This window comes from Thioalkalivibrio sp. ALJ12, assembly GCF_000378305.1.
Taxonomy (GTDB): Bacteria; Pseudomonadota; Gammaproteobacteria; order Ectothiorhodospirales; family Ectothiorhodospiraceae; genus Thioalkalivibrio.
This window is the reverse complement of sequence record NZ_KB899540.1, coordinates 225,965-249,635: the sequence shown is the minus strand read 5'-3', so window position 1 is coordinate 249,635 and position 23,671 is coordinate 225,965. Positions and strand designations below refer to the sequence as shown.

Here is a 23,671-nt window from a genome sequence, read left to right as displayed (position 1 = left end):
GCTCCCACAAAAACATCCAGATCATTGCAAAAGGGAAGGTTCGAATGAGCGAGAAGAAGCTGATGGATTTCGTCGCCGAGGCGCGCCAGAACGTCGAGGAGATCACCCCCGAGGACCTCTCCGAAAAGATGGAGGCCGGCGAGGACTGGCTGCTGGTGGACGTGCGCGAGCCGTATGAATACGAAAAGATCCATGTGCCGAATTCGCTGCTGATCCCGCGCGGCCTGCTCGAAGGCGCGGCGGATCCGAACACCCCGCATCGCATCGATGCACTGGTCAACGCCCGCGAGAAGCCGGTGGCCGTGATGTGCGCCACGGGCGGACGTGCCGCGATGTCGGTGCAGCGCCTGCGCGAGATGGGCTTTGGCCAGGTCGTGAACGTGGCCGGCGGCATAAAGGGCTGGGAGGCCGAGGACCTGCCGGTGGAATCCGGCGCCTATACCGGTCAGCTGCCGTAGAAAACCCTCCCTGCTGACACCCGTGGCGTGTTCACGGGAACGTCACGCGGGTTACACGAGGCCGTCAAATCGCGGGCGTAGTCTCCGGGACAGTTCAACCGGAGGTGGCGCCCATGTCCGCACCGCAGATCATCCCGCCCGTAAAGGCGGCTCACGCCGAGACGGGCTTTCGCGTTCATCTGGCCGCCGGACCGGGCGATCTGGAGGCCGCTCAGCGCCTGCGCTACTCCGTGTTCGCGGAGGAGATGGGCGCGCGGATCCCCGACGCCGAACGCGAGCTGGGTGCCGATTATCTGGACCCCCACTGCCATCACCTCCTGGTACGCGAGCCCCGCACCGGGGAGCTGGTCGCCTGCACACGCATCCTGACCGAGGAGAGCGCGGCCATTGCCGGTGGCTTCTACTCACTGGCCGAGTTCGAGCTGGGTCCGTTGATGAATCTGCCCGGCAAGACGCTGGAGATCGGGCGCACCTGTGTGCGCGCGGATCAGCGCCAGGGTGCGGCGATCAACGCGCTGTGGTCCGGTCTCGCCCGCTTTATGACCGCGAGGCAGTATCAGTATCTGATGGGCTGCGCCAGTCTGCCGCTGACCGAACAGACCCCGGCTCAGCTCTCGTGGCTGCGCCTGTTCCACCGCGGCCCGTCGCGCCTCCGAGTCACGCCGCGCCGCCCACTGCCCAACTCGCTCAGCATCTGGCACGGCACGCCGTCGCGCGCCGGTCTGCCGCCGCTGCTCAAGGCCTACCTCCGCCTGGGCGCCCGTATCTGTGGCGAGGCCTGTCACGATCCCGACTTCAACGTCGCCGACCTGCTGGTCCTACTGGATGTCAGGGACCTTCCGGATCGCTACCATCGGCACTTCCTGGGCGCGATCGCGCCCGCAAGCCGAGGGTTGCACCATGACGGGAAGCCTGCGGGCATCGGGTAGGCTGATGCGCATTCTCCTGCACCTGCTGAAAGGCGTCTGGCTGACCTGGCGCATGTCGCGCCGGGGTGATGACTTCGAGACGCGCAGCCGCATCCGCCGCGACTGGTACGATCGCGCGCTGTGGCTGGCGGGTGTGCGCTTTCGCCTGACCGGTACACGGCCTCAACAGGCCTCGCTGGTGGTTGCCAACCACGTCTCGTGGCTGGACATCCCGTTGATCGGCGCGGCCGTGGACCCGTGTTTTCTGTCCAAGGACGAGATTGCCCGCTGGCCGGTGATCGGCTGGCTGGCGCGCCAGCACGACACGCGTTTCATCCGCCGCGGTGCGGGCGAGGCGAACGCCCACATCGAGGCCATGCGCGAGGGCCTCGACGAGGGCCGGCACTTCGTCGTGTTCCCGGAAGGGACGACCAGCCGCGGGCAGGGCGTGCGCCGCTTTCATCCGCGCCTGTTTGCCGCGGTGGCCGAGAACGGCCATCCGGTGCAGCCGGTGGCGCTGGACTACGAGCGCCCCGAGGGCGGCCCGGTCCCCGTCGCCTATACCGACGACGACCGCCTGCTGGTGAATGCCTGGCAGCTGCTGTGCCGCCGCGAGACCCGCGTGCAGGTGCATTTCCTCGCGCCGCTGCAAACCGCCGAAGAGGATCGCCGCTCGCTGGCCGAGGCCTCGCGGGACGCGATCGTCGAGCGACTGGGGCTGCCCGCCGAGCCCCTGGACCCGCCCGCCACGAAGCGACGAAAGGCGCGCTGACCATGGAGGCCGCGACGATGCCAGCCCCGTTTTCCCTTGCATCGCGTGGCCCGAATCCAGGTCGTTTGAACGTGGCCCTCGTGACCGAGACCTGGCCACCCGAGGTCAATGGTGTGGCGCATACCCTCGAACGGCTGACCGAGGGGCTGCGGGAACGGGGCCATCGGGTCCAGGTGATTCGCCCGCGGCAGGGGCTCGATCGGCCCGTCGCGGGGCCCCGGCATGCAACGAGCCCCGAGGATGTCACGCTGCCCGGTATCGCGATCCCCGGCTACCGGGGGCTGCGCATGGGCCTCCCCTCCACTCGACGCTTGCGCCGCCTGTGGCGGCACTCCCCCCCGGATGTCGCGTACATCGCCACCGAAGGACCCCTCGGGCATGCCGCGCTGGCGGTGGCCAGGCAGCTCGGCATCCCGGTGGCCTCGGGTTTTCACACGCGTTTCGATGGCTATGCCCGCCACTACGGGCTGGGGCTGCTGACGCTCCCGGTGCGGCGTCTGCTGCGCCGGTTTCACAACCGCTGTGGCGCCACTCTGGCACCCACCCGTGCGCTGGCCGAGGAACTGCGGGATCAGGGGTTTCAACGAGTAGGTGTCCTGGCGCGGGGGGTGGATACCCGGCGTTTCACCCCCGCGCGTCGTTCCCGGACCCTGAGGGGGCAGTGGGGTGCGAGTGGCCCGGTGCCGGTCGTGATTCATGTCGGACGCCTGGCCGCGGAGAAGAATCTGGATCTGGTGATCGCCGCCTTCCGCGCGATCCAGACGATTCGTTCCGATGCGCGGCTCGTGCTGGTGGGGGATGGCCCTCAGCGCGAGCGTCTGGCGCGTACGCATCCGGATGTCATTCTCGCCGGGCAGCAGACCGGACAGGCCCTCGCGCAGCACTACGCCAGTGGGGACCTGTTCCTGTTCCCGTCGACCTCGGAGACCTTCGGCAATGTGGTGATCGAGGCCATGGCCAGCGGCCTTCCGGTGCTCGCTTTCGATACGGCCGCCGCTCACGAGCACCTGGCCGATGGCGTATCGGGTGTCCGCGTTTCGCTGACCGGCAGTCGCCGGGTCGACGAGCAGGCCTTCGTGCGCGCGGCACGCGAGCTCGCCGGCCATCCCGAGCAGTGGCCGCTGCTCGGCGCGCGTGCGCGGGAGCATGCGTCCACGCTGGACTGGTCCGAAGTGATCGGCGGCTTCGAGTCGGTCCTGGTGCAACTGGTGCAGACGGAGGCCCGTGATGCGCATGCCTCGGCGCATGGATGAGGCGGAGCTGGCGATCTGCCAGCTGTGCAATCAGGTCAATCGTCAGTGGGCGATCAGCCGCTTCTTCGGACTGATCAGCCGGCTGGGGGACGGGGTGTTCTGGTACGGGCTGATGCTCCTGCTGCCGCTGTTCCACGGTCCGCAGGCCGCCTGGGTCAGCCTGCAGATGGCCGCGGTGGGGCTGGCGTCATTACCGCTGTACAAGTGGCTGAAACGCCGCACGAGTCGGCCGCGACCGTGCAACCGCGACCGTCCGTTCACCCGCACGGTAGATCCACTGGACGAGTTCAGCCTCCCCTCCGGCCACACCATGCATGCGGTGGGATTCACCGTCGTGCTGGTGGCATGGTTCCCCGTCTGGGTCTGGCTGGTGGTGCCGTTCGCCGCCCTGGTCGCCGCTTCGCGCCTGGTGCTGGCGCTGCACTATCCCAGCGACGTCGCGATGGGGGCGCTGATCGGGGCTAGTATGGCCGGGGCGGTGCTGGCACTGGCCGGTCTGGTTTGAACGGGCCCGATGGTGCGGTTGCGACCTGTCGTCCAGGAAGTGTTCCGTCGTGCCGGCCGCCGCCAGTGCACGCGAGGTCCCGGATAACCGCCATGCGGTTTCCGGGACGGCGGGGGATGGGGGTCAGCCGCGTGAGGAGAGGGCCTCGTCGTTGTAGGCGGCGTCGATGGTGACGATGGTCTTTTCGACCAGGCGGAAGCCCTCGACCGGGGCGTCGTCGGCCATGTATTTCAGGCGTACCGGGCCGATGGCCTTGACCGCCTCGGCGCGCTCCAGGGTGGCATCCGGACGATCGGCGCCGGCACCGTCCATCAACGCCACCAGCACCTCGGCGGCGATTGGGTTGCGGTGCGAGCCTTCGCGTGCCTTGTCCAGCGTGGCGGCTGGGTCGCCGTCCAGGAAGACCCCGTCCATATTTTCGTCCAGGTACTGCAGCAGTTCGGATAGCGTCATGTTGCGTCTCCCGCAGGTTTGGTTATTGGCTCGGGTGGTCCAGCGCTACGCTTGCTTGTAGCTCGCGCGGGCGGCGGCCAGGGCCTGGCCCGGCTTCACCGCGCCCATGTCGGCCAGCACCGCCTCCAGCGCGGACAGGCACAGCGACACGTTGCGCTCGTTCGCGCCATGGCCCATCAGGCCGATGCGCCAGACCTTGCCGGCATAGGGGCCGAGCCCGGCGCCGATCTCGAGGTTGTAGCGCTCCAGCAGCTCCGCACGCACGGCGGCCTCGTCCACGCCTTCGGGGATGTGCACGGCATTGAGCTGCGGCAGGCGGTGGGCCTCGTCGACCAGGAACGTCAGGCCCATGGCCTCGAGGCCCGCGCGCAGGGCTGCGTGGTGGCGGGCGTGGCGGGTCCAGCTGTTCTCCAGGCCTTCCTCGGCGAGGATGACCAGCGACTCGTGCAGCGCATACAGGGCGTTGATCGGCGCGGTGTGGTGGTAGGCGCGCTTGCCGCCGCCACCCCAGTAGCCCATCACCAGGTTCAGGTCGAGGAACCAGCTCTGCACCTTGTGGCTGCGCGCCTGGATACGCTCCACCGCACGCTGGCTGAAGCTGACCGGCGAAAGACCCGGGGTGCAGGACAGGCATTTCTGCGAGCCGGAGTAGATCGCATCCACGCCCCAGTCGTCGACCTTCAGCGGGCTGCCGCCCAGGCTGGTGACCGCGTCCACGATGGTCAGGCAGTCGTGCTCGCGGGCCATCCGGCACAGGGTCTCGACATCGGAGCAGGCGCCGGTGGAGGTCTCGGCATGCACGAAGGCGAGGATCTTCGCGTCCGGGTTGCCCTTCAGTGCGTCCTCGACCTTGCCCGGGGAGACCGGGGCGCCCCAGTCATCCTCGACCACCACCGCCGTGCCGCCGCAGCGCTCGACGTTCTCCTTCATGCGCGTGCCGAACACGCCGTTGATGCAGACGATCACCTTGTCGCCCGGCTCCACCAGGTTGGCAAAGCAGGTCTCCATGCCGGCAGAGCCGGGAGCGGAGACCGGCAGGGTCAGCGCGTTCTCGGTCTGGAACGCGTACTGCAGCAGGCCTTTCATCTCCTCCATCATGCCGACGAACACCGGATCCAGGTGACCGATGATCGGGCGGCTCATCGCGCTCAGCACGCGCGGATTCACGTCGGAGGGGCCGGGGCCCATCAGGGTGCGCTGCGGGGGGAGGAAGGATTTTGCCTGCATGGATGCGTCTACCGGATTGGAAAAGGGGGAATCTAGTGTGCCGAACCGGTCCGGGCAAGCGCCCCTACGCACCGGCGGGAGTTGCCGGGCAATGGCGTTCGAGCAGCGTCAGCCAGTGCTCGACCGGGGTGTCGGTCCCGGACTGGAGATGCGTCTGGCAACCGACGTTGGCCGTCACGATGCGCGCGGGTGCGGCGGCCTCCAGGTTGTCCAGCTTGCGGGTACGCAGCCGGGCGGCCATCGCCGGCTGGGTGATCGAATAGGTCCCCGCCGAACCGCAGCACAGGTGTGGCTCCGCTGTGGGTACCAGTTCGAAGCCGGCCGTCTGCAGCAGCGGCTCTACGCGCCCGGCCAGGCGCTGGCCATGCTGCAGGGTGCAGGGGGCGTGCCAGGCGATCGGGTCGTGGCCTTGCGGCGCGCGGATGCCCAGCTTCTGTACGGCAGCGGGGGTGAACAGTTCCACCGGATCGCGTACGCGCTCGGCAACGGTGCGTGCGCGTTCCGCGTAGTCGGGGTCGCCGGCCAGCAGGTGGCCGTAGTCGCGCAGCATCACACCGCAGCCGCTGGCGGTGCTGACCACCGCGTCCACGCCCTGGTCGAGTACGCCTTTCCAGGCGTCGAGGTTGGCGCGCACCCGTTGCCGGGCGCGCTCCTCGAACGCCAGGTGATGTTCGACCGCGCCGCAGCAACGCGTTTCAGCGACTTCCACGACGTCGATGCCGAGGCGCCCCAGCAGGTTCTTCAGCGAGGCGTTGGTGCGTGCGTCAATCGCGTCATGTACGCAGCCAGCCAGCAGCAGGATGCGCCCGTGGGGGAAACCTTCCAGGGTTGGCGAAGGGGTCGGTTGTGTCGTTTCGTGGGCTTCCTGTCGCGCGGGTACTCGACGGCGCAGGGTCGCCGGCAGGACGGGGCGGACCAGGCGCCCCAGCCCCAGGGCCATTCGGAACGGCCAGCGTGCGGGCAGGGCGCGGGCCAGCAGGCTGCGCAGGCCCCGGTCACGCCAGTTTCGGTCGAGGTCGTGCTCGATCACCTCCCGGCCATAGGCGACCAGGTGGTTGTAATCCACGCCGGAGGGGCAGGTGGTCATGCAGTTGAGACAGGTCAGGCAGCGGTCCAGGTGGGTGCGCGCGGTCGGGTTGGCCTCGCCGGATTCGAGGATTTCCTTGATCTGGTAGATGCGGCCGCGCGGGCCGTCGACCTCGTCGCCCAGTTCCTGGTAGGTCGGGCAGGTCGCGTTGCAGAAGCCGCAGTGCACGCAGGCGCGCAGCGCATCCTCCGCAATGCGCGCGGCCGGGTCATCGGCGAAGCGTTTGTGCAGCCGGGTCTCCATGGCTCAGGTCGTGCGCGGCCGGCGGGAGCGCGGGTTCGGCAGCAGGGGGGCGAAGAAGACGCCATCCGGGTCCAGGGACTCGCGCAGGCGGCCTTCCAGGGCCTCCAGTGCCTCCCCGCGCGGGTGCAGGCGGGGCACGCCCGGGGCGTCGCCGAGCCACAGGCGGGCGTGCCCGCCGGCGTCGGTCACGACGCGGCGCACGGTCTCAGCGTGCTCCGTCGTGCGCAGCCAGCGCTCCGCGCCACCCCAGTTCATCAGCCATTCGCCGGAAAGCGCGAGCGGTTCCGTCGCCGGCGGCAGGCTGATCCGCCACAGCCGGGCCTCGGCGGCCAGCTCGTCCGTGAACAGGGGCAGGCTGCGGTCCCTCAGCGCGTCCCAGAAGCCCCGGGCCGGGTCGCCCGGTTCGGCGTCGATGCGCTGGATGGCCTCGTCGACCGCCTCCTCGCCGCCACCGAGCCGAATATGGGTGACGCCGTCGTGCCAGGCGATCCCCGAGAACGGCCACCCGGTGCGCCCCCAGGCGCTGCAGCGCGCGACGAACGACTCCGCATCATCCTCGCGTTGCAGGTAGCGCTCGCAGGGCGGTCTTGGCAGCAGCTTGAAGCTGGTCTCCAGGATCAGCCCGAGACCGCCCTGGCTGCCGCACATCAGACGGGAGACATCGAAGCCGGCGACGTTCTTCATGACCTGGCCGCCGAACTGCAGGATCTCGCCACGTCCGTTCACAACCCGGGTGCCCAGCACCGCATCGCGTAGCGCGGCGGCCCACGGGCGCCGCGGTCCCGACATCCCCAGCGCGACCATGCCGCCGACGGTGGCTTCGGGATTACCCAGCGCGGGCTCGAAGGGGAGCATCATGCCGACCTCGGCCAGCGCCTGGTCCAGCGTGACCACGGGCGTTCCGCTGCGCACGGTGACGACCAGCTCGCTCGGCTCCAGGGTCGCGATACCCCGGTGCTCGCGGGTCTCCAGCTGGAGTACACCGGAGGGGAGGCCGTCGGGGAAGCTCTGATCACCATGCTGGCGCCCGCCGCGCACGGCGATTCGGGTCCCCGCAACGCTGGCCTCGCGAATCGCCTCCGCGAGCGGCGCGGCATGGTCCTTGTTATCTCTCACCGGGTGGCAGGCTCACCGGCTTCCAGTGCCTGGCGGACCCGTTCGAGGCGTTCCCGGACATCGCTGGCAAGGGCCTCGACGCCCGGTTTGTCCACCAGGGCCATCACCGCTACCGGGTCCATGAAGCCGACGGTGCAGGTCCCGTCCTGGTTGTCCTGCACCAGGACGTTGCAGGGTAGTAGCAGCCCGATGTTGGGATCGGCCTCGATGGCATGACGCGCGAGATGCGGGTTGCAGGCGCCGAGGATGCGATAGGGGCGATGATCGAGATCCAGCTTCTTCTTGAAGGCGGCGGCTACATCGATCTCGCTGAGGATGCCGAAGCCCTCCTCGCCGAGGGCCGCTGTCGTGCGCTCGATGGCCGTATCCATCGGGACGCTCAGAATCACGTTAAAGCCGTACTTGGGTTGTTCCATGGTGCCGTCTTCCTGTCGCGTGGGTCGTCAGGCGCTGAGCGCCGGTGCCGTCGCGGTAGGCCCGGCGGGCGGTTCGCGACGGCGCTGGTTCCAGGCCACCAGCAGCGCCGGCAGCAGGCCCGGGAGGTACCACCAGTAGGGGCTCGGGCGGTCCGTATCCACGAGCACGCTGGTGATCGTCCAGCCTCCTTCCAAGCCTACTCGGCCGGCCGGGCTGCCAAAAGCAACCGTCTGAATGCGCGCTTTTTCCGTGTCCGTATCGAAGGTGACATCGAGTCCGGCATCGGACAGGCGCTCGCGCGGCTCCAGGCCCGGGTCGCCCAGCGGGAACATCACGGTGCGGGTGATCTCGCGGCCCTCCAGGTCGATGCCGGTGGCCTCGACCCGCAGCGATTCGCGATCCGGGACGGTCTCCACGACCTCGAACAGCTGTTCGGCCGGCACACGCTCGTAGGGCTCCGCCACGCGGTCCATCAGTACGGTCGGGGCCAGCAGCACGAACGCACTGACCAGCAGCAGTGCCGATTCCCAGCGCCGGCTGCGGGCCAGGAACCAGCCCTGGGTCGCCGCAGTGAACAGGAGGATGCCCGCCAGAGAGCCGAGGAAGACCAGCAGCAGCTGGAACACGTTATCCACGCCGATCAGCAGCAGCTGGCTGTTGAAGATGAAGAAGAACGGCAGCGCGATGGTGCGCAGGCTGTAGGCGAAGGCCTGTATGCCGGTGCGGATCGGGTCTGCCTTGGCGACGGCCGCCCCGGCGAACGAGGCCAGCCCCACGGGCGGTGTCACGTCCGCCATGATGCCGAAATAGAACACGAACAGGTGTGCGGCGATCAGCGGTATCAGGATGTCGTTCTGCGCCCCCAGCTCCACGATCACCGGGGCCATCAGGGTCGCGACCACGATGTAGTTCGCGGTGGTCGGCAGCCCCAGGCCCAGCACCAGGCTGATCAGCGCGGTCAGCAAAAGCACCATCAGCAGGTTGCCGCCGGACAGGGTGTCGACCAGGTCGGTCAGCACCAGTCCGACCCCGGTCATCGCGACGGTGCCGACGATGATCCCGGCCGCCGCGGTCGCCACCCCGATGCCGATCATGTTGCGCGCGCCGGTCTCGAAGCCCTGGAACAGCTCCCACACCCCGACCCAGGTCGCCTGGGCGAGCCGGCCCTGGCGCCGGAACAGCGCCACCAGCGGCCGCTGGGTCAGCACGATGAAGATCATGAACGCCACGGCCCAGAAGGCGGAAAGCCCCGGCGACAGGCGCTCCACGACCAGGGCCCAGACGAGCACCACCAGCGGCAGCACATAGTGCAGGCCGCCCAGCACTGTGGGCAGCACGCGCGGCAGGGGACGCTCGGTATCCAGCGGCTCCGCCTCCGGCTCGTGAGCGGCAATCCACAGCAGCACCATATAGGCGGTAAACAGCAAAGCGGCGATGATCCAGGCGGCGGCGTCGCCGGCCAGGTCCTTGATCCAGCCGAGCCCCCAGTACACCGCGGCGGCGAGGATGATCAGGCTGGAGACGGTAATCCCGAAGCTGATCAGGCGGCCGCGCCAGGTGGTGACGGTAGCGCGCTTGAGGCCCTCCATGCCGTTCTTGCAGGCCTCCAGGTGCACGATGTAGATCAGCGCGATATAGGCGATCAGGGCCGGCAGGATCGCGTGCTTGAGGACCTCGACATAGGGAATCCCGACGTACTCGACCATCAGGAACGCGGCCGCACCCATCACCGGCGGCATCAGCTGCCCGTTCACCGAGCTGGCGACCTCCACGGCCCCGGCCTTGTGCGGGCTGAAGCCGACCCGCTTCATCAGGGGCACGGTGAAGGTCCCGGTGGTGACGACATTGGCGATGGACGAGCCCGAGACCACGCCGGTCATCCCGGACGCCATCACCGCCGCCTTGGCCGGGCCACCGCGCATGTGCCCCAGCAGCGAGAACGCCACGCGAATGAAGTAGTCGCCGGCGCCGGCCCGTTCCAGTAGCGCGCCGAACAGCACGAACAGGAACACGAAGCTGGTCGAGACGCCGAGCGCGATCCCGAACACGCCTTCGTTGGACAGCCACTGCTGGGCCATCGCGCGCGGATAGCTGGCGCCGCGATGGGCAATGATGTCCGGCATGATCGGGCCGGCGAAGGTGTAGAACAAAAAGATCGCGGCAATGATCGTCAGCGCCGGGCCCAGTACCCGCCGGGTGGCCTCCAGCAGCAGGATCAGGCCGATCCCGGCGACGATCAGGTCGACGTCCGAGGGCGCCCCGGGACGGTCAGCCAGCTCGGCGTGGAACAGGTACAGATACAGCGCACTGAAGGCCGCGATTGCAGCGAACATCCAGTCGGTCAGCGGTATGTGGTGGATGGGGTCATGGCCGCGCAGCAGCGGCAATGCGACCACCAGAAGGGTCAGCCCGATGATCACGTAGACCTCGGCCAGGCGCTCCAGGCCCAGCAATTGCCAGATCCCGAACACCATCAGGACCAGCCCGCCCAGGGCATAGGTCACGCCAATGGCGCGTGGCCAGGACACGTGGCGTGTGCCCGGCCGGATCGCGGGAAACAGCAGATAGGCCAGGAAGACTGCAAAGGCCAGATGGATCGAGCGCGCCTCGGTGTCCGAGACGACAAAGAAATCCAGCCAGTCGCCCAGGGGCGAGGCGATCCAGATCTGGAACAGAGACCAGGCCACCGCCGTCAGCCAGATCAGGCTGCGCGTGCCGCGCCCCGGATGACGTGCGCCGGATTCCAGCTCCTGAGCAGTCTCGGCCGCGTTGTCGGCCGGTTCCGTGGCCCCCCCGGTGGTCCCCCTGGTATCGCTCATTCGATCAGCCCCGCTTCACGGAAATAGCGTTGGGCCCCCGGATGCAGGGGGGCCGACAGTCCTTCGTCCACCATCGTCTCGCGTTCCAGCGGGCCAAAGGCCGGATGCAGGCCGCGAAAGGTCTCGAAGTTCTCGAACACCGCGCGGGTGATCTCGTAGACCGCGCGTTCCGATGTAAGGGTCGAGGTCACCAGCGTGGCGCCGACACCGTAGGTATGGATGTCGTCGTCCTGGCCCGGGTAGGTGCCGGCGGGGATCAGCGCGCGCAGGTAATAAGGGGTGTCCTCGACCAGTTGGTCGACGGTTGAACCCTCGATCGACACCAGTCGGGCGTTGCAGGTCGCGATGGGTTCCTGAATCGCGGCCGAGGGGTGGCCGACGGAAAATACAAAGGCGTCGATGCGGTTGTCGCAAAGCGCCTGGGCCTGCTCGCGCGAGGGCAGCTCACTCACCCGGCGAAAGGTGTCCTGGTCCCAGCCCAGCGCCCCCATTAGTTCTTCCATCAGGATGCGCTGGCCCGAGCCCGGGTTGCCGATGTTGACGCGCTTGCCGGGCAGGTCATCCAGCCCCTCGATGTCTGCGTCGGGGCGCACCACCAGGGTGAGGGGCTCGGCATGCAGGCTGAACGCCGCCCGGAGATGGGGAGCGGGCCCGAATTCCTCGAAACGCCCGGAGCCCCGATAGGCGTGGTACTGCAGGTCCGACTGCGCGACGCCGAAGTCCATGTCGCCCGAGCGGATCATGTTGAGATTGAAGACCGAGCCGCCGGTGCTCTCCGCTGTGCAGCGCATCCCGTGCTCGTCGCGACGGGTGTTGAACAGGCGGCACAGGTGCTGGCCCGCCGGGTAATACACGCCGGTGACCCCGCCTGTGCCGATATTGATGAAGCGCGATTCGGCCTGCGCGGTGGTGGCCAGTAGCAGGCTGACCAGGGTGAGCACTGGCAGCAGGCGTTGCAGCCATCGCCGGTCGGCCCTCGGCACACTGGATCGATTCATACGCCCTCCGGGGTCATGCCGGGAACGAATCGCGGCAGTGCCGAGGATTCTAGGGAGACGCCGATCAAATAGCACGTTCGCGTTCAGGTCGACTGTGCCTGCGGGCCGGGGGCGATGGGGATCGCCTCGCCTTCGGTCATCCGCGGTCCTGTGCAGGCCCCTCTTCAATCAGGGTAAAGGACACGCCCGACAGGCGTGCCCTTGATGGCGCGGCGACGGGCCGTTGGGCGTTCGCCTAGGCCGGAAAACGGGGCCCCTGGCGTCGGTTCCGGCGAAGCATCAGCCCGAGCAGGCCGAGCCCCAGTCCCATCAGCAGCATCGTCTTCGGTTCGGGGACGGTGCCGACCGCGCCCGAACGGTAATAGACGCTGATATGCGAGATGTTGCGTGTGGCCACACCCGGATAGCTGAAGGGCGGTTGGGTGAAGGGTGAGCTGTAATCGCCATTGATCCCGGTCATCAGGAAGCCGACCAGGTTGGTGCCGCTGCCATGACTGAACACGAACAGCAGGTCTCCATAGTCCCATTCGGAATCGAGGTTCCATTGCCCGCTGTGGCGATTGCCATCAAAGCTGGCGAGGGTCGAGCTGTTCGACCCGGGGGAGGTCCAGCGGCCGTCGAATAGCCAGTCGCTGATTCCGAAGAATCCGGTGTCGCCCGCGGTATTCACAAGCCAGCTGGAGGGATCGCCGGTGGTGGAGTCGGTGGCTGCGCCATCCAGTGGCGACAAAATCTGACAGCCGAGATTGTTGGTGACCTTGTCACCGACGTTGCCGGACAGGGCAGTGCAATCGAGCAGTGCGGCCTGGGTGGCCCCGGAGAGCGACAGGGTCAACAGGAACACCGTTCCGGCCAGGAACGAGAGCAATGGCTTGCATGACATCGAGCTTACCTCCATGGGACGAAAGTCCCTCCATGGTTTCTCATGAATGCGGCTGGGGCGCGGATCGCCTGAAAGTGCCATCACTCACAAGGCGGGAATGCAGCACGCTTCGTGCCATATCCAGTGCGCAGAGGGGATTGCGTCGTTGAAACAGCGGGTTATGGGTCCAGGTGTGGGAGGTACGGCCAACGGGTTTGTGCGGGTTGTAAAAAAACCGGACATGTCCGGCTGAGTTGTGCCATATACGTTCGGTCGTCGGCCCAAACGAAATGATGGCGCCACATGGGCGCCATCATGCCAAGTCGAGCAGGACGTGATCAGGCCGCCATCGTGTCCCTGCGTGCTTTGCGGCGGACGGCGATACCCAGCAAGCCCAGACCCAGACCCAGTAGCAACAGTGTGTGGGGCTCCGGTACCTGCCCGTTCGGACGGTAGTAGATGCTCACGTGGGAGATGTCTTTGGGGCTTGCACCCGGGAAGTCAAACGGCGGGTCAATGAATGGCGAGAGGTAGCTGCCGTTATAGCCAGTCATCAGGAACCCGGTCAGATTGGTGCCGCGGCCATCCTTGAACAGGAACAGCAGGTCGCCGTAGACAAAGCTCGGATCCAGTGTCCAGGTCCCGCCCTGGGAGGTTCCGTCCAGCGTGACCAGGTTGAGGGTCGGATCGGCCGGATCAAACTCCAGCGGATCGCCGTTGCTGTTCGGCGGATCTTCCCAGCGGCCATCGAACTGCCAGTCACTGATGCCGAAAAAGCCCGTGCCACCGGCCGTGTTGACGATCCAGTTGGAGGGGTCGCCTCCCACAGGGTCGTTTGCATGCCCATCCAGGGGTTCGAGGATCTGGCAGCCGATGTTGGCGGTGACGCGGTTTTCAACGCCGCCATCCAGGCTGGCGCAGCTGATCAACGAAGCCTGTGCGGCGCCGGAAAGGCCCAGGCCCAGCAACAGGGCGGCACTCGCGAAATAGGGTGTAGTACGTTTGGGGTTCATTCGATGCACCTTCCCTGGGAATAGCCCCCTGGGTGGCTTGCGCGGATCCGGCCCATCCGGTCCTTGTGCACTCAGGGCTATGCAGAAACGGTGCCATTCCCATATGCGCGCTAATTCATTCGAAAAAACAGACCGATAGGAGGATGCGCCTTTTGCCGGATGGCAGCGGGACTGGATGGGCGTAAAAAAGTGTGACACCGACGACTACGCCGTTCGGGTGAGTGGCGCCCGGCGGGTACATTCTCAGTGCCGCGAGAGGGGTTTACCCGGCCAGGATTGGGTGTAAAGAAACGGGACACCAGGCCGTGCGCGCCGGAGGCCATGGCTACCCTGTCGAGCTTGCCCGGCAGCGCGCAATAGGCCGTATGTAGCTGAAAATACGGAAGGCTTTGGATTCTTGCGTTGTGCGCTACCTGGACGGTGGTCTGGCCATGGCGTGGCGGCCACCTGAAAAAAAGCCCCGCATCCCCTATCATTACGCGTCTTTGTTTCCCCCTTCCCAGGCCTGCGCCGGTGAGTCGGCGCGCCGGGAAACCGAATCCACGAAAGTAATGAAACGGGAGATCCGAATGTTTTCGATCGACATGAGTATCCACGGCTACGACGACGAACTCTGGGGCGCCATCAGCAAGGAGGCGCAGCGCCAGGAAGAGCATATCGAGCTGATCGCCTCCGAGAACTACACCAGCCCGCGCGTGATGGAGGCCCAGGGCTCCGTGCTGACCAACAAGTACGCCGAGGGCTATCCGGGCAAGCGCTACTACGGTGGCTGCGAGTATGTGGATATCGTCGAGCAGCTCGCGATCGATCGCCTCAAGCAGCTCTACGGCGCCGACTACGCGAACGTGCAGCCGCATTCCGGCTCGCAGGCCAACGCGGCCGTGTACATGGCCCTGCTGCAGCCGCATGACACCGTGCTGGGCATGAGCCTGGACGCCGGCGGTCACCTGACCCACGGCGCCAAGCCGAACTTCTCCGGCAAGATCTACAACGCGGTGCAGTACGGCATCACCGACGAGGGTCTGATCGACTACGACGAGGTCCAGCGCCTGGCCACCGAGCACCAGCCGAAGATGATCGTCGCCGGCTTCTCCGCCTACTCGCGCGTGGTCGACTGGAAGCGCTTCCGCGAGATCGCCGATTCCGTGGGCGCCTACCTGATGGTGGACATGGCCCACGTCTCCGGCCTGATCGCCGCCGGCGAATACCCGAACCCGATCGACCACGCCCACGTGGTCACTTCCACCACGCACAAGTCCCTGCGCGGGCCGCGTGGCGGCTTCATCATCACCAAGGGCCAGCCGGAGCTGAACAAGAAGTTCCAGTCGCTGATCTTCCCGGGTACCCAGGGCGGCCCGCTGATGCACGTGATCGCCGGCAAGGCGGTGGCCTTCAAGGAGGCCCTGGAGCCGGAATTCAAGACCTATCAGAAGCAGGTGATCGCCAACGCCCGCGCGATGGCCGAGGTCCTGGTCGAGCGTGGCTACGACATCGTCTCCGGCGGGACCGACAATCACCTGTTCCTGCTGAGCCTGGTGTCCAAGGGCATGACCGGCAAGGCCGCGGACGCCGCGCTGGGTCGCGCCAACATCACGGTCAACAAGAACGCCGTGCCCAACGATCCGGAATCCCCATTCGTGACCTCCGGCATCCGCATCGGCACCGCCGCTCTGACCACGCGTGGCTTCACCGAAGCGGAGTCGCGCGAGCTGGCCGGCTGGATCGCCGACGTGCTGGACGACCACGAGAACGAGCAGGTGATCGACGCGACCCGCGACAAGGTCGTCGAGATCTGCCGCCGCTTCCCGGTCTACGGCGCCCCCGAATAACGCGGCGTAGCGGCGGCCCGCCATGCGCTGCCCGGCCTGTGGCGCTCAGGACACCCGCGTGGTCGACTCGCGGGTGGCCGGTCCGGAGCAGGAGCAGATCCGGCGTCGGCGCGAGTGCCGCGAGTGCCGGGCGCGCTTCACCACCTTCGAGCGGGCGGAGTTCAGCCTGCCGCGGGTGGTCAAGCGCTCCGGCGAGCGCGTTGCCTTCGACGAAGACAAGTTGCGCAGTGGTCTGCGCCGGGCGTTGCACAAGCGCCCGGTGAAGACCGAGGATGTCGAGCGCGTGATCGACGACATCAAGCGCCAGCTCGCGTCCCTGGCGGCCCCCGAGGTCAAGTCCGACCGTATTGGCGAAATGGTCCTGGCAGCCTTGCATGCCCTGGACCATGTGGCCTATATCCGTTTTGCCTCCATCTATCTGAGCTTTGCCAGTGTGCAGTCCTTCCGCGAGGCCATCGAGCGGCTCGAGGATGACCTGACGCCGGAGATGCGCCGTTCACAGCTGCGCCTGATCGATGAGGGACTCGCCGACACGGATGCCGCCGCACCGGGGGATTCGCAGGAGGGCAGTTGATGGCACAGCCGGGACACGAACAGGCGGTGGAGGATCGGCGTCACATGGCGCGGGCGCTGGAGCTGGCCGACTATGGCCGCTTCAGTGCCGATCCCAATCCTCGGGTGGGCTGTGTGCTGGTGCGCGATGGCGAGGTCGTCGGAGAGGGGCTGCACTGGTGTGCCGGCGAGCCGCACGCCGAGGTGAACGCCCTGCACGCGGCCGGCGAAGCCGCGCGCGGGGCCACTGTCTACGTGACGCTCGAGCCGTGCAGTCACCACGGTCGCACTCCTCCCTGTACCGAGGCGCTGATCCAGGCCGGCGTGGCCCGGGCCGTGATTGCGATGCAGGACCCGAACCCGCGGGTCTGTGGTGGCGGCATGGAGGCGCTGCGCGCGGCCGGGATCGAGGTCGAAACCGGCGTACTCGAGGCCGAGGCCCGGGCACTGAACCCGGGCTTTGTCCAGCGCATGGAGCAAGGACGTCCCTGGGTCCGGATCAAGCTCGCGGCGAGCCTGGACGGGCGCACGGCGATGGCCTCGGGCGAGTCCCGCTGGATTACCGGCGAGGCCGCGCGTCGCGACGTACAGCTGTGGCGGGCGCGCGCCGGGGCGATTCTGACCGGCAGCGGTACCGTGGTGGCCGACGACCCGCGCCTGACCGTGCGCATGAAACCGCATCAGCTGGCTGCCCAGGCCGGTTTTCCTGATGACCCGCACTACTCGGATCTGCCCACCCGGCAGCCGCTCAGGGTGATCCTGGATGCCCGGCTGCGCACGCCCCCCGGCGCCCAGATCCTGAAGAGCGGGCCTGTGTGGGTCCTGACCGGGCCGGATGCCGCGCGTTCGCCGGTCGCGGATACGTTGCGCGGGCATGGCGCGGATGTGCGGCCGATCGCGCTGGCCAGCGACTCGCCCGAGGGCGGACTGGACCTCGGCGAGGTGCTGGTGGAGCTGGCACGCGCCGAGGTAAACGAACTGCATGTCGAGTCCGGCCCCGGTCTGGCCGGCGCCCTGGCCCGCGGGGGCTGGGTGGACGAGTGGCTGTTGTACCAGGCGCCGTTGCTGCTGGGCTCGAGTGCCCGTCCGCTGGTGGAGTGGCCGCTGGCGCGCATGGACGAACGCGCGGAGCTGGAGATCCTCGAGAGCCGCTGGGTCGGTGACAGCCTGCGCCTGCGAGCCCGTCCGCGCTCCTGATGGTCCGATCGTCCTGCGCCTTGTCGGGGTGCTAAATCCATACGTCCTCCATCGTGTGGTGCGAACGCCTTCGCGTTTCCCTAAGATGGGCGGCTCGCGGCGTCCCTTCCCGGGGCGGCCTGAAACCGATACAAGGCCCATGTTCACCGGAATCATCGAGACCCTTGGCAGCCTGGATCGCCTGACGCCCAGCGGCGGCGACGTGCGCCTGCATGTGAATGCACCTGGGATGGACCTGTCGGACACGCGCCTGGGCGACTCCATCGCGGTCAACGGCGTGTGTCTGACCGTGACCGACCTGACGGGCGCGGGCTTCGCCGCCGATGTCTCGCGCGAGTCCCTGAACGTGACCACGCTGGGCGGGCTGGGGCCGGGCGACCGGGCCAACCTGGAGCGGGCCCTGGCGCTGGGCGACCGCCTCGGGGGCCACATGGTCTCGGGCCACGTCGATGGCGTCGGCGAGGTGGTCGCGATGGAGCCGGACGCACGCTCGACCCGCGTGCGCTTTCGCGCCCCCGCCGCGCTGGCGCGCTACATCGCCGCGAAAGGCTCGATCACCATCGATGGCACCAGTCTGACCGTGAACCGCGTCGACGGGGCCGAGTTCGAGGTCAACATCATCCCCCACACCTGGTCGCTGACCCGCTTCTCTGTCTACGCGGTGGGCACGCCGGTGAACCTGGAGGTGGACCTGATCGCGCGCTACCTCGAGCGCCTGATGCTGGGCGAGCGCGCGGCGGAGCCGGGCGTGGGCGCGGGTGATCTGTCCGAGGCCTGGCTGGCCGAACAGGGCTTCCCCAATCATTCCGGGTCGCGCGACTGAGCGCACGGCCCCCGACCGAAGGCACGCATGGAATTTTCCAATACCGAAACCATCCTCGAGGAACTGCAGGCCGGGCGCATGGTGGTCATCGTCGACGACGAGGACCGCGAGAACGAGGGCGATCTGCTGATGCTCGCCTCGCATGTGCGCCCCGAGGACATCAACTTCATGGCCAAGTACGGCCGCGGGCTGATCTGCCTGACGCTGACCCGCGAGCGCTGCAAGCAGCTCGCGCTGCCGCTGATGGTGACCGACACCAACGATGTGCACGGCACCAACTTCACGCTGTCCATCGAGGCCGCCGAGGGCGTGACTACGGGTATTTCCGCCTATGACCGCGCGCACACCATCCGCACGGCCGTGGCGCCCAACGCGCAGCCGGGTGACATCGTCCAGCCGGGACATGTCTTTCCGCTGATGGCGCAGCCGGGCGGGGTGATCGTGCGCGCCGGCCATACCGAGGCCGGTTGCGACCTCGCGCGCCTGGCCGGGGCCGAGCCGGCCGCGGTGATCGTGGAGATCCTCAACGAGGACGGTACGATGGCGCGGCGCCCGGACCTCGAGCGCTTCTGTGCCGAACACGACCTGAAGATGGGCACGATCGAGGACCTGATCCGCTACCGCATCGAGAACGAGAAGACCGTTCAGCGCGTCTCGGAGCGCCCGTTCCCGACCGCGCACGGCGAATTCCGCCTGCTGTCATTCCAGGACGAGGTCGACCACCAGCTACACTTTGCGCTGGTGCGCGGCGAGCCGAAGCCGGAGCAGGGCACCCTGGTGCGCGTGCACCTGGAAAACACGCTGCATGACACCCTGGGCTATGCCGGCCCGGATCGTGGCTGGCCGCTGGACGACGCTCTGCGCCGCATCGACGAGGCGGGCGAGGGCGTCGTGGTGGTGCTGCGCAAGCACGAGAGCGCCGAGGCCCTGGCGCAGCGCCTGGAACAGCTCGGGCAGCCGCCGCAGGAGGAGCGTGGCGGGCGCGAGAATTCGGCCGAGTGGCGCATGTACGGCATCGGCGCGCAGATCCTGGCGGACTGCGGCGTGGGCCGCATGAAGCTGATGTCCGCGCCCAAGCGCTTCCATGGCCTGGGCGGTTTCGGGCTCGAGGTCGTCGACTACATTCACGAATAGCCCGGGCCACGAATATCCCGGGGCCGCGAATAGCGCAGGGCGCTCCTCCTCGTGCTCGTCCGCGCTATATCACCCCGTCCAGGCGCAGGTAGCCGATCAGGAACAGCACGGCGAGGACCCCGGACAGTACGTACAGCCAATTGGACAGCGTCGGGTTGTTGGGGCGGCTGAAGAAGGCCGCCCACAGCGCGAGCAGGATCAGGACGAAGAAGAAGAACAGGAATCGCATGGCTCAGGCTCCTTCCGGTACCGCGTAGGGCAGGTCGACGACCTCCGCCCGAGGTCCATCCGGTGCCCCCCAGTGCAGCTCGCCTTCGGCGGCCGCCACCTGCACCACCGCCAGGGCCGAGTAGAGGCCGTCCGGGTGCAGTTCCGCGGCCACGATCTCGCCGTCCGACTGCTCCGGGTTGCCTCCGGCGCGAAATACCGGTGAGCCCGGCTGCGGCAGCTCCGAGGCGGGGATTGCCAGGCGGAACATGCGCCGCTTCAGCTTGCCGAGGTAGTGCATCCGGGCCACCACCTCCTGTCCCGGGTAGCAGCCCTTCTCGAAGTTGATCGCCCCCAGCGCGTGCAGGTTCAGCATCTGCGGCACGAACATCTCGCTGGTCGCCTCGACCACGGTCGGCATCCCGGCGAGGATGTCGAGCAGGGCCCACTCGCGCGGCCCCACCGGGCCCGAGCGCACGTTCAGCTTGTCCCAGGCGGTGCGCATCGGTTCGAGCTCGCCGAACAGCTCGTAACGCGGGTGCACCCCGGGCACGCGCACGATGGTCACGCCGTCTTTTTCGACCACGTCGTCCACGTTCGCGGGGCGGGCGCCCAGTGCGTTGTTCAGTTCGGTTTCGGCGTCAGGGCCGGAAAACCCGAAGTGGATGCGCGAGTCGTCGGCGCGCTCGATCACCACATGGGCCCGCAGCACGAACATCCGCAACCGCTTGGCGATGGCCTCGATGCGGTCAGCCGGCATCTCCAGGAGGTAGCTGTCCGCGGTGCGCAGCACGCGAAACACCGCGTAGGCGCGCCCTTTGGGGCTGGAGTAGCTGGAAATCTGGCTGTGGCTGGCATCGACCTGGGTGATGTCGTTGCCGAACTGGCCCTGCAGGAACTCGGTCGCGTCCTCGCCGCGGACCTCCAGCAGGCCCCGGTGGGACAGGTCGCAGATCACCTCGCCATTGATGGCCATGCGGCGTTCGCGTTCGGGGTTTCCGTAGTGCAGGAGGTCGTCGTCCTCGAACTCGGCCCCGGCGTCGATCAGGTGATTCTTCCAGTCTTCGCGCATCGAAAACTCTCCCGTGGCAGCGCGTCGTGTGTCCGTTCGGCTGGTGGCCTTGGGGACCCACGGCGGCGGATTGAGGTGGTAAGCTCAACACAGGTCGGGCGACCGGCTGAACCAAGCGGGTCGATAGTAGACGAACCTCTTGCAGGGTGTCAGCCCGACATTTTTCATCATCCGGTTTTGGGGGTGGCATGAGTTCTCCGGCACGGCCCGTTTTCCTGGATCTGCGCAAGATCCGCCTACCGCTGAATGCCGTAGTTTCCATCCTGCACCGTATTACCGGGATTCTCCTGATTCTCGCCATCCCCGTGCTGTTGTGGCTGCTGGATCGCTCGCTGGCGAGCCCGGAGGGCTTTGCGCAGGTGGCCGCGATCATCCGGCACCCGGTCGGGCTGGCGCTGCTGCTGATCGGCCTGTGGTGGCTGCTGCATCACCTGTTCGCGGGGATTCGTTATCTGCTGATGGAGTTCGGCATCGGGGAGGACCGGGCCGGCTCGCTGCGCACCGCGCGTGATGCCCTGTACGCCGCAATCTTCGCCACGCTCGCCGTCTGGCTGGGGCTGATCCTGTGAGGCTGCTGTCGGGGCAGGGCGCCTGGCTGCTGCAGCGGATCACCGCGGTCTACGTGGGGCTGTTCGTGATCGCAGCCCTGGGCTATTTCCTGATCGCCCCGCCGGCCGATCACGCGGCCTGGGTGGCGGTGATCGCGCACCCGGTGGTGGCGCTGGGCAGTGCACTGTTTGTCGTGCTCCTGCTGCTGCATGCGTGGATCGGGCTGCGCGATGTCGTACTCGACTACGTGAAGCCGCTGGCGCTGCGCCTGACCGTACTGACCCTCGGCGCGGGCGCGCTCATTCTTCTGGGCCTGTGGGCCCTCTACCTCCTGATTCGAACGGGGCTTGCATGAATCTGACCCGGCGCAAATTCGACGCGCTGATCATCGGCGCCGGTGGCGCGGGCCTGCGCGCCGCGCTGCAGCTGTCCAACGGCGATGCCAAGGTCGCGGTGGTCTCCAAGGTGTTTCCCACGCGTTCGCACACGGTCGCCGCGCAGGGCGGGGTAAACGCCGCGCTGGCCAACGTGCTGCCGGACTCCTGGCACTGGCACATGTTCGACACCGTGAAGGGCTCGGACTACCTGGGCGACCAGGATGCGATCGAGTACATGTGCCGCGCGGCGCCCAAGGTGGTCTACGAGCTGGACCACTTCGGCGTGCCGTTCTCGCGTCTGGACAACGGCAACATCTACCAGCGCGCCTTCGGCGGGCAGAGCCAGAACTTCGGTCAGGACCAGGCGGCGCGTACCTGTGCGGCGGCCGACCGTACCGGGCACGCGATTCTGCACTCGCTGTACCAGCAGAACCTGCGCGCACGCACGCACTTTTTTGACGAGTACTTCGCGGTGGACCTGCTGCGCGACGAGCAGGGCTTCGTGCTCGGTGTGCTGGCCTTCGAGATCCTGACCGGCGAGCCGATCGTGATCGAGGCCAAGACCACGCTGATCGCCACCGGCGGGGCGGGGCAGCTGTTCCGCACCACCACCAACGCCCTGATCAACACCGGCGACGGCATGGCGATGGCGCTGCGCGCCGGGGTGCCGCTGGAGGACATGGAGTTCGTGCAGTTCCATCCGACCGGGATCGCCGGGCGCGGGATGCTGATTACCGAGGGCGCGCGCGGCGAGGGCGGGTTCCTGATCAACTCCGAGGGTGAGCGCTTCATGGAGCGCTATGCCCCGCGGGCGAAGGACCTGGCCTCGCGCGACGTGGTCAGCCGTTCCATCGCCACCGAGGTGCGCGAGGGCCGGGGCTGCGGGCGCAATGCCGACCATGTGCTGCTGGATCTGCGCCACCTGGGCGCGGACACGATCATGCAGCGTCTGCCGGGCATCCGCGAGACCAGCATGACCTTCCTCGGGGTGGACCCGATCGAGGCCCCGATCCCGGTGTTCCCCACCTGCCACTACAGCATGGGCGGGATCCCGACCAACCGCTTCGGCCAGGTGGTGGCGCCGGTCAAGGACACCCCGGAGGACCCGGTTCCGGGGCTGTACGCGGCCGGCGAGGCCGCCTGTGTCTCGGTGCACGGGGCCAACCGCCTGGGCGGCAACTCGCTGCTGGATATCCTCGTATTCGGGCGTGCGGCGGCCAATCACATCCTCGAGTACCTGGGCGAGAACCGCTATCACCGGCCGCTGGACGAGACGGCGGTGGAGCAGGCGATGGCGCGGCTCACGCGCTGGGACCGCAAGGACCCGGGCGACGGCTCCGCCGAGCAGGTCGAACCGCTCAAGCGCGAACTGCGCAAGGTGATGGAGGACCACTGCTCGGTGTTCCGCAGCGACGAGGTGATGCGCGAGGGGGTGGAGAAGGTCCGCGCGCTGCGCGAGCGCTTGAACCACGCGGTGATCGCGGACCACTCGGCCACCTTCAACACCGCGCGGGTGGAGGCGATGGAGCTGGAGAACCTGATGGACTGCGCGATCGCGACCATCCGCTCCGCGCTGGGACGCGAGGAGAGCCGCGGGGCGCATTCGCGCATTGACTTCCCCGAGCGCGACGACCAGCACTGGCTCAAGCACAGCCTGTACTCGCTGGCCGACGACAGCCTCGACTACAAGCCGGTGCGCACCCAGCCGAACACCGTGGCCTCGTTCCCGCCGAAGGAGCGGGTGTATTGACGGCCGGTGCTGCTTGCAGGGAAGCCTCGCAGGATGCGATGAGGGCCGTA

General features: G+C 67.6%; 24 protein-coding genes. 13 read left to right on the top strand and 11 right to left on the bottom strand.

The genetic code is table 11. The features are described 5' to 3' along the window. Positions 1-44: 44 nt before the first annotated feature. From F467_RS0111415 to F467_RS0111395, 5 genes are all read left to right on the top strand, one after another. On the top strand, positions 45-458 hold the full coding sequence (locus F467_RS0111415) for a rhodanese-like domain-containing protein (RefSeq protein ID WP_018138443.1): 414 nt from the start codon (positions 45-47) through the stop codon (positions 456-458). 113 nt (positions 459-571) lie between these two features. Further along, positions 572-1,387 (top strand): GNAT family N-acetyltransferase, encoded by an 816-nt coding sequence (locus F467_RS0111410; protein WP_018138444.1) that lies wholly within the window; start codon positions 572-574, stop codon positions 1,385-1,387. Positions 1,388-1,391: 4 nt separating this feature from the next. Beyond that, positions 1,392-2,138: a 1-acyl-sn-glycerol-3-phosphate acyltransferase gene (locus tag F467_RS0111405; RefSeq protein ID WP_018138445.1), complete on the top strand. Its 747-nt coding sequence runs from the start codon at positions 1,392-1,394 to the stop codon at positions 2,136-2,138. A 65-nt stretch (positions 2,139-2,203) separates the two neighbouring features. Beyond that, positions 2,204-3,391, top strand: coding sequence for a glycosyltransferase family 1 protein (locus F467_RS0111400; protein WP_018138446.1), 1,188 nt, complete (start codon positions 2,204-2,206; stop codon positions 3,389-3,391). Further along, positions 3,366-3,896 carry a phosphatase PAP2 family protein gene (locus F467_RS0111395; RefSeq protein ID WP_018138447.1) on the top strand — a complete coding sequence of 177 codons (531 nt, stop codon included), beginning with the start codon at positions 3,366-3,368 and terminating at the stop codon, positions 3,894-3,896. Before F467_RS0111400 ends, F467_RS0111395 begins: the two co-directional genes overlap by 26 nt. A gap of 123 nt (positions 3,897-4,019) precedes the next feature. Here the strand turns inward: F467_RS0111395 and F467_RS0111390 are convergent, their stop codons facing one another. From F467_RS0111390 to F467_RS0111350, 9 genes are all read right to left on the bottom strand, one after another. Continuing rightward, positions 4,020-4,349, bottom strand: coding sequence for a hypothetical protein (locus tag F467_RS0111390; protein WP_018138448.1), 330 nt, complete (start codon positions 4,347-4,349; stop codon positions 4,020-4,022). Between the two features lie 45 nt (positions 4,350-4,394). After that, positions 4,395-5,576: an alanine--glyoxylate aminotransferase family protein gene (locus F467_RS0111385; RefSeq protein ID WP_018138449.1), complete on the bottom strand. Its 1,182-nt coding sequence runs from the start codon at positions 5,574-5,576 to the stop codon at positions 4,395-4,397. Positions 5,577-5,640: 64 nt separating this feature from the next. Next, entirely contained in the window at positions 5,641-6,906 is a 1,266-nt protein-coding gene (gene glcF / locus F467_RS0111380) for a glycolate oxidase subunit GlcF (RefSeq protein WP_018138450.1), read from the bottom strand. 3 nt (positions 6,907-6,909) lie between these two features. Beyond that, positions 6,910-8,022, bottom strand: coding sequence for a glycolate oxidase subunit GlcE (gene glcE, locus F467_RS0111375; RefSeq protein WP_018138451.1), 1,113 nt, complete (start codon positions 8,020-8,022; stop codon positions 6,910-6,912). After that, positions 8,019-8,438, bottom strand: coding sequence for a DUF302 domain-containing protein (locus F467_RS0111370; protein ID WP_018138452.1), 420 nt, complete (start codon positions 8,436-8,438; stop codon positions 8,019-8,021). The genes glcE and F467_RS0111370 overlap by 4 nt, the downstream gene beginning before the upstream one ends. Before the next feature lie 27 nt (positions 8,439-8,465). Beyond that, complete coding sequence (locus tag F467_RS0111365; RefSeq protein ID WP_018138453.1) at positions 8,466-11,258, bottom strand: TRAP transporter permease; 2,793 nt, start codon at positions 11,256-11,258, stop codon at positions 8,466-8,468. Further along, positions 11,255-12,256 carry a TAXI family TRAP transporter solute-binding subunit gene (locus F467_RS0111360; protein ID WP_018138454.1) on the bottom strand — a complete coding sequence of 334 codons (1,002 nt, stop codon included), beginning with the start codon at positions 12,254-12,256 and terminating at the stop codon, positions 11,255-11,257. Before F467_RS0111360 ends, F467_RS0111365 begins: the two co-directional genes overlap by 4 nt. A gap of 235 nt (positions 12,257-12,491) precedes the next feature. Continuing rightward, positions 12,492-13,124: a PEP-CTERM sorting domain-containing protein gene (locus F467_RS0111355; protein ID WP_018138455.1), complete on the bottom strand. Its 633-nt coding sequence runs from the start codon at positions 13,122-13,124 to the stop codon at positions 12,492-12,494. Between the two features lie 332 nt (positions 13,125-13,456). Next, positions 13,457-14,131 carry a PEP-CTERM sorting domain-containing protein gene (locus F467_RS0111350; RefSeq protein ID WP_018138456.1) on the bottom strand — a complete coding sequence of 225 codons (675 nt, stop codon included), beginning with the start codon at positions 14,129-14,131 and terminating at the stop codon, positions 13,457-13,459. 569 nt (positions 14,132-14,700) lie between these two features. On the opposite strand from F467_RS0111350, the gene glyA reads away from it, so the two are divergent. The 5 genes from glyA to ribBA all read left to right on the top strand — a co-directional run bounded on the left by glyA (position 14,701) and on the right by ribBA (position 19,666). After that, a complete protein-coding gene (gene glyA, locus F467_RS0111345) occupies positions 14,701-15,960 on the top strand; it encodes a serine hydroxymethyltransferase (RefSeq protein WP_018138457.1) in 1,260 nt (419 codons plus the stop codon). A 22-nt stretch (positions 15,961-15,982) separates the two neighbouring features. Beyond that, positions 15,983-16,534, top strand: coding sequence for a transcriptional regulator NrdR (gene nrdR / locus F467_RS0111340; protein WP_018138458.1), 552 nt, complete (start codon positions 15,983-15,985; stop codon positions 16,532-16,534). Next, positions 16,534-17,709 carry a bifunctional diaminohydroxyphosphoribosylaminopyrimidine deaminase/5-amino-6-(5-phosphoribosylamino)uracil reductase RibD gene (gene ribD / locus F467_RS0111335; RefSeq protein WP_018138459.1) on the top strand — a complete coding sequence of 392 codons (1,176 nt, stop codon included), beginning with the start codon at positions 16,534-16,536 and terminating at the stop codon, positions 17,707-17,709. The genes nrdR and ribD overlap by 1 nt, the downstream gene beginning before the upstream one ends. Positions 17,710-17,848: 139 nt before the next feature. Then, on the top strand, positions 17,849-18,532 hold the full coding sequence (locus tag F467_RS0111330; RefSeq protein ID WP_018138460.1) for a riboflavin synthase: 684 nt from the start codon (positions 17,849-17,851) through the stop codon (positions 18,530-18,532). 27 nt (positions 18,533-18,559) lie between these two features. Next, positions 18,560-19,666 carry a bifunctional 3,4-dihydroxy-2-butanone-4-phosphate synthase/GTP cyclohydrolase II gene (gene ribBA / locus F467_RS0111325; RefSeq protein ID WP_018138461.1) on the top strand — a complete coding sequence of 369 codons (1,107 nt, stop codon included), beginning with the start codon at positions 18,560-18,562 and terminating at the stop codon, positions 19,664-19,666. Between the two features lie 64 nt (positions 19,667-19,730). Here ribBA and F467_RS13760 read toward each other — a convergent pair whose 3' ends face one another. Both F467_RS13760 and F467_RS0111315 read right to left on the bottom strand, forming a co-directional pair. After that, positions 19,731-19,895, bottom strand: a complete 165-nt coding sequence (locus F467_RS13760) for a hypothetical protein (RefSeq protein WP_018138462.1) — start codon at positions 19,893-19,895, stop codon at positions 19,731-19,733. Between the two features lie 3 nt (positions 19,896-19,898). Then, complete coding sequence (locus F467_RS0111315) at positions 19,899-20,945, bottom strand: folate-binding protein YgfZ (protein WP_018138463.1); 1,047 nt, start codon at positions 20,943-20,945, stop codon at positions 19,899-19,901. A gap of 188 nt (positions 20,946-21,133) precedes the next feature. Between F467_RS0111315 and sdhC the strand changes: the two genes are divergently transcribed. The 3 genes from sdhC to sdhA are packed head-to-tail and all read left to right on the top strand — an operon-like array spanning position 21,134 to position 23,621. Beyond that, positions 21,134-21,514, top strand: coding sequence for a succinate dehydrogenase, cytochrome b556 subunit (gene sdhC, locus F467_RS0111310; protein ID WP_018138464.1), 381 nt, complete (start codon positions 21,134-21,136; stop codon positions 21,512-21,514). Next, positions 21,511-21,849: a succinate dehydrogenase, hydrophobic membrane anchor protein gene (gene sdhD / locus F467_RS0111305; protein ID WP_018138465.1), complete on the top strand. Its 339-nt coding sequence runs from the start codon at positions 21,511-21,513 to the stop codon at positions 21,847-21,849. Before sdhC ends, sdhD begins: the two co-directional genes overlap by 4 nt. Further along, complete coding sequence (sdhA, locus tag F467_RS0111300) at positions 21,846-23,621, top strand: succinate dehydrogenase flavoprotein subunit (protein ID WP_018138466.1); 1,776 nt, start codon at positions 21,846-21,848, stop codon at positions 23,619-23,621. The genes sdhD and sdhA overlap by 4 nt, the downstream gene beginning before the upstream one ends. Positions 23,622-23,671: the final 50 nt, after the last annotated feature.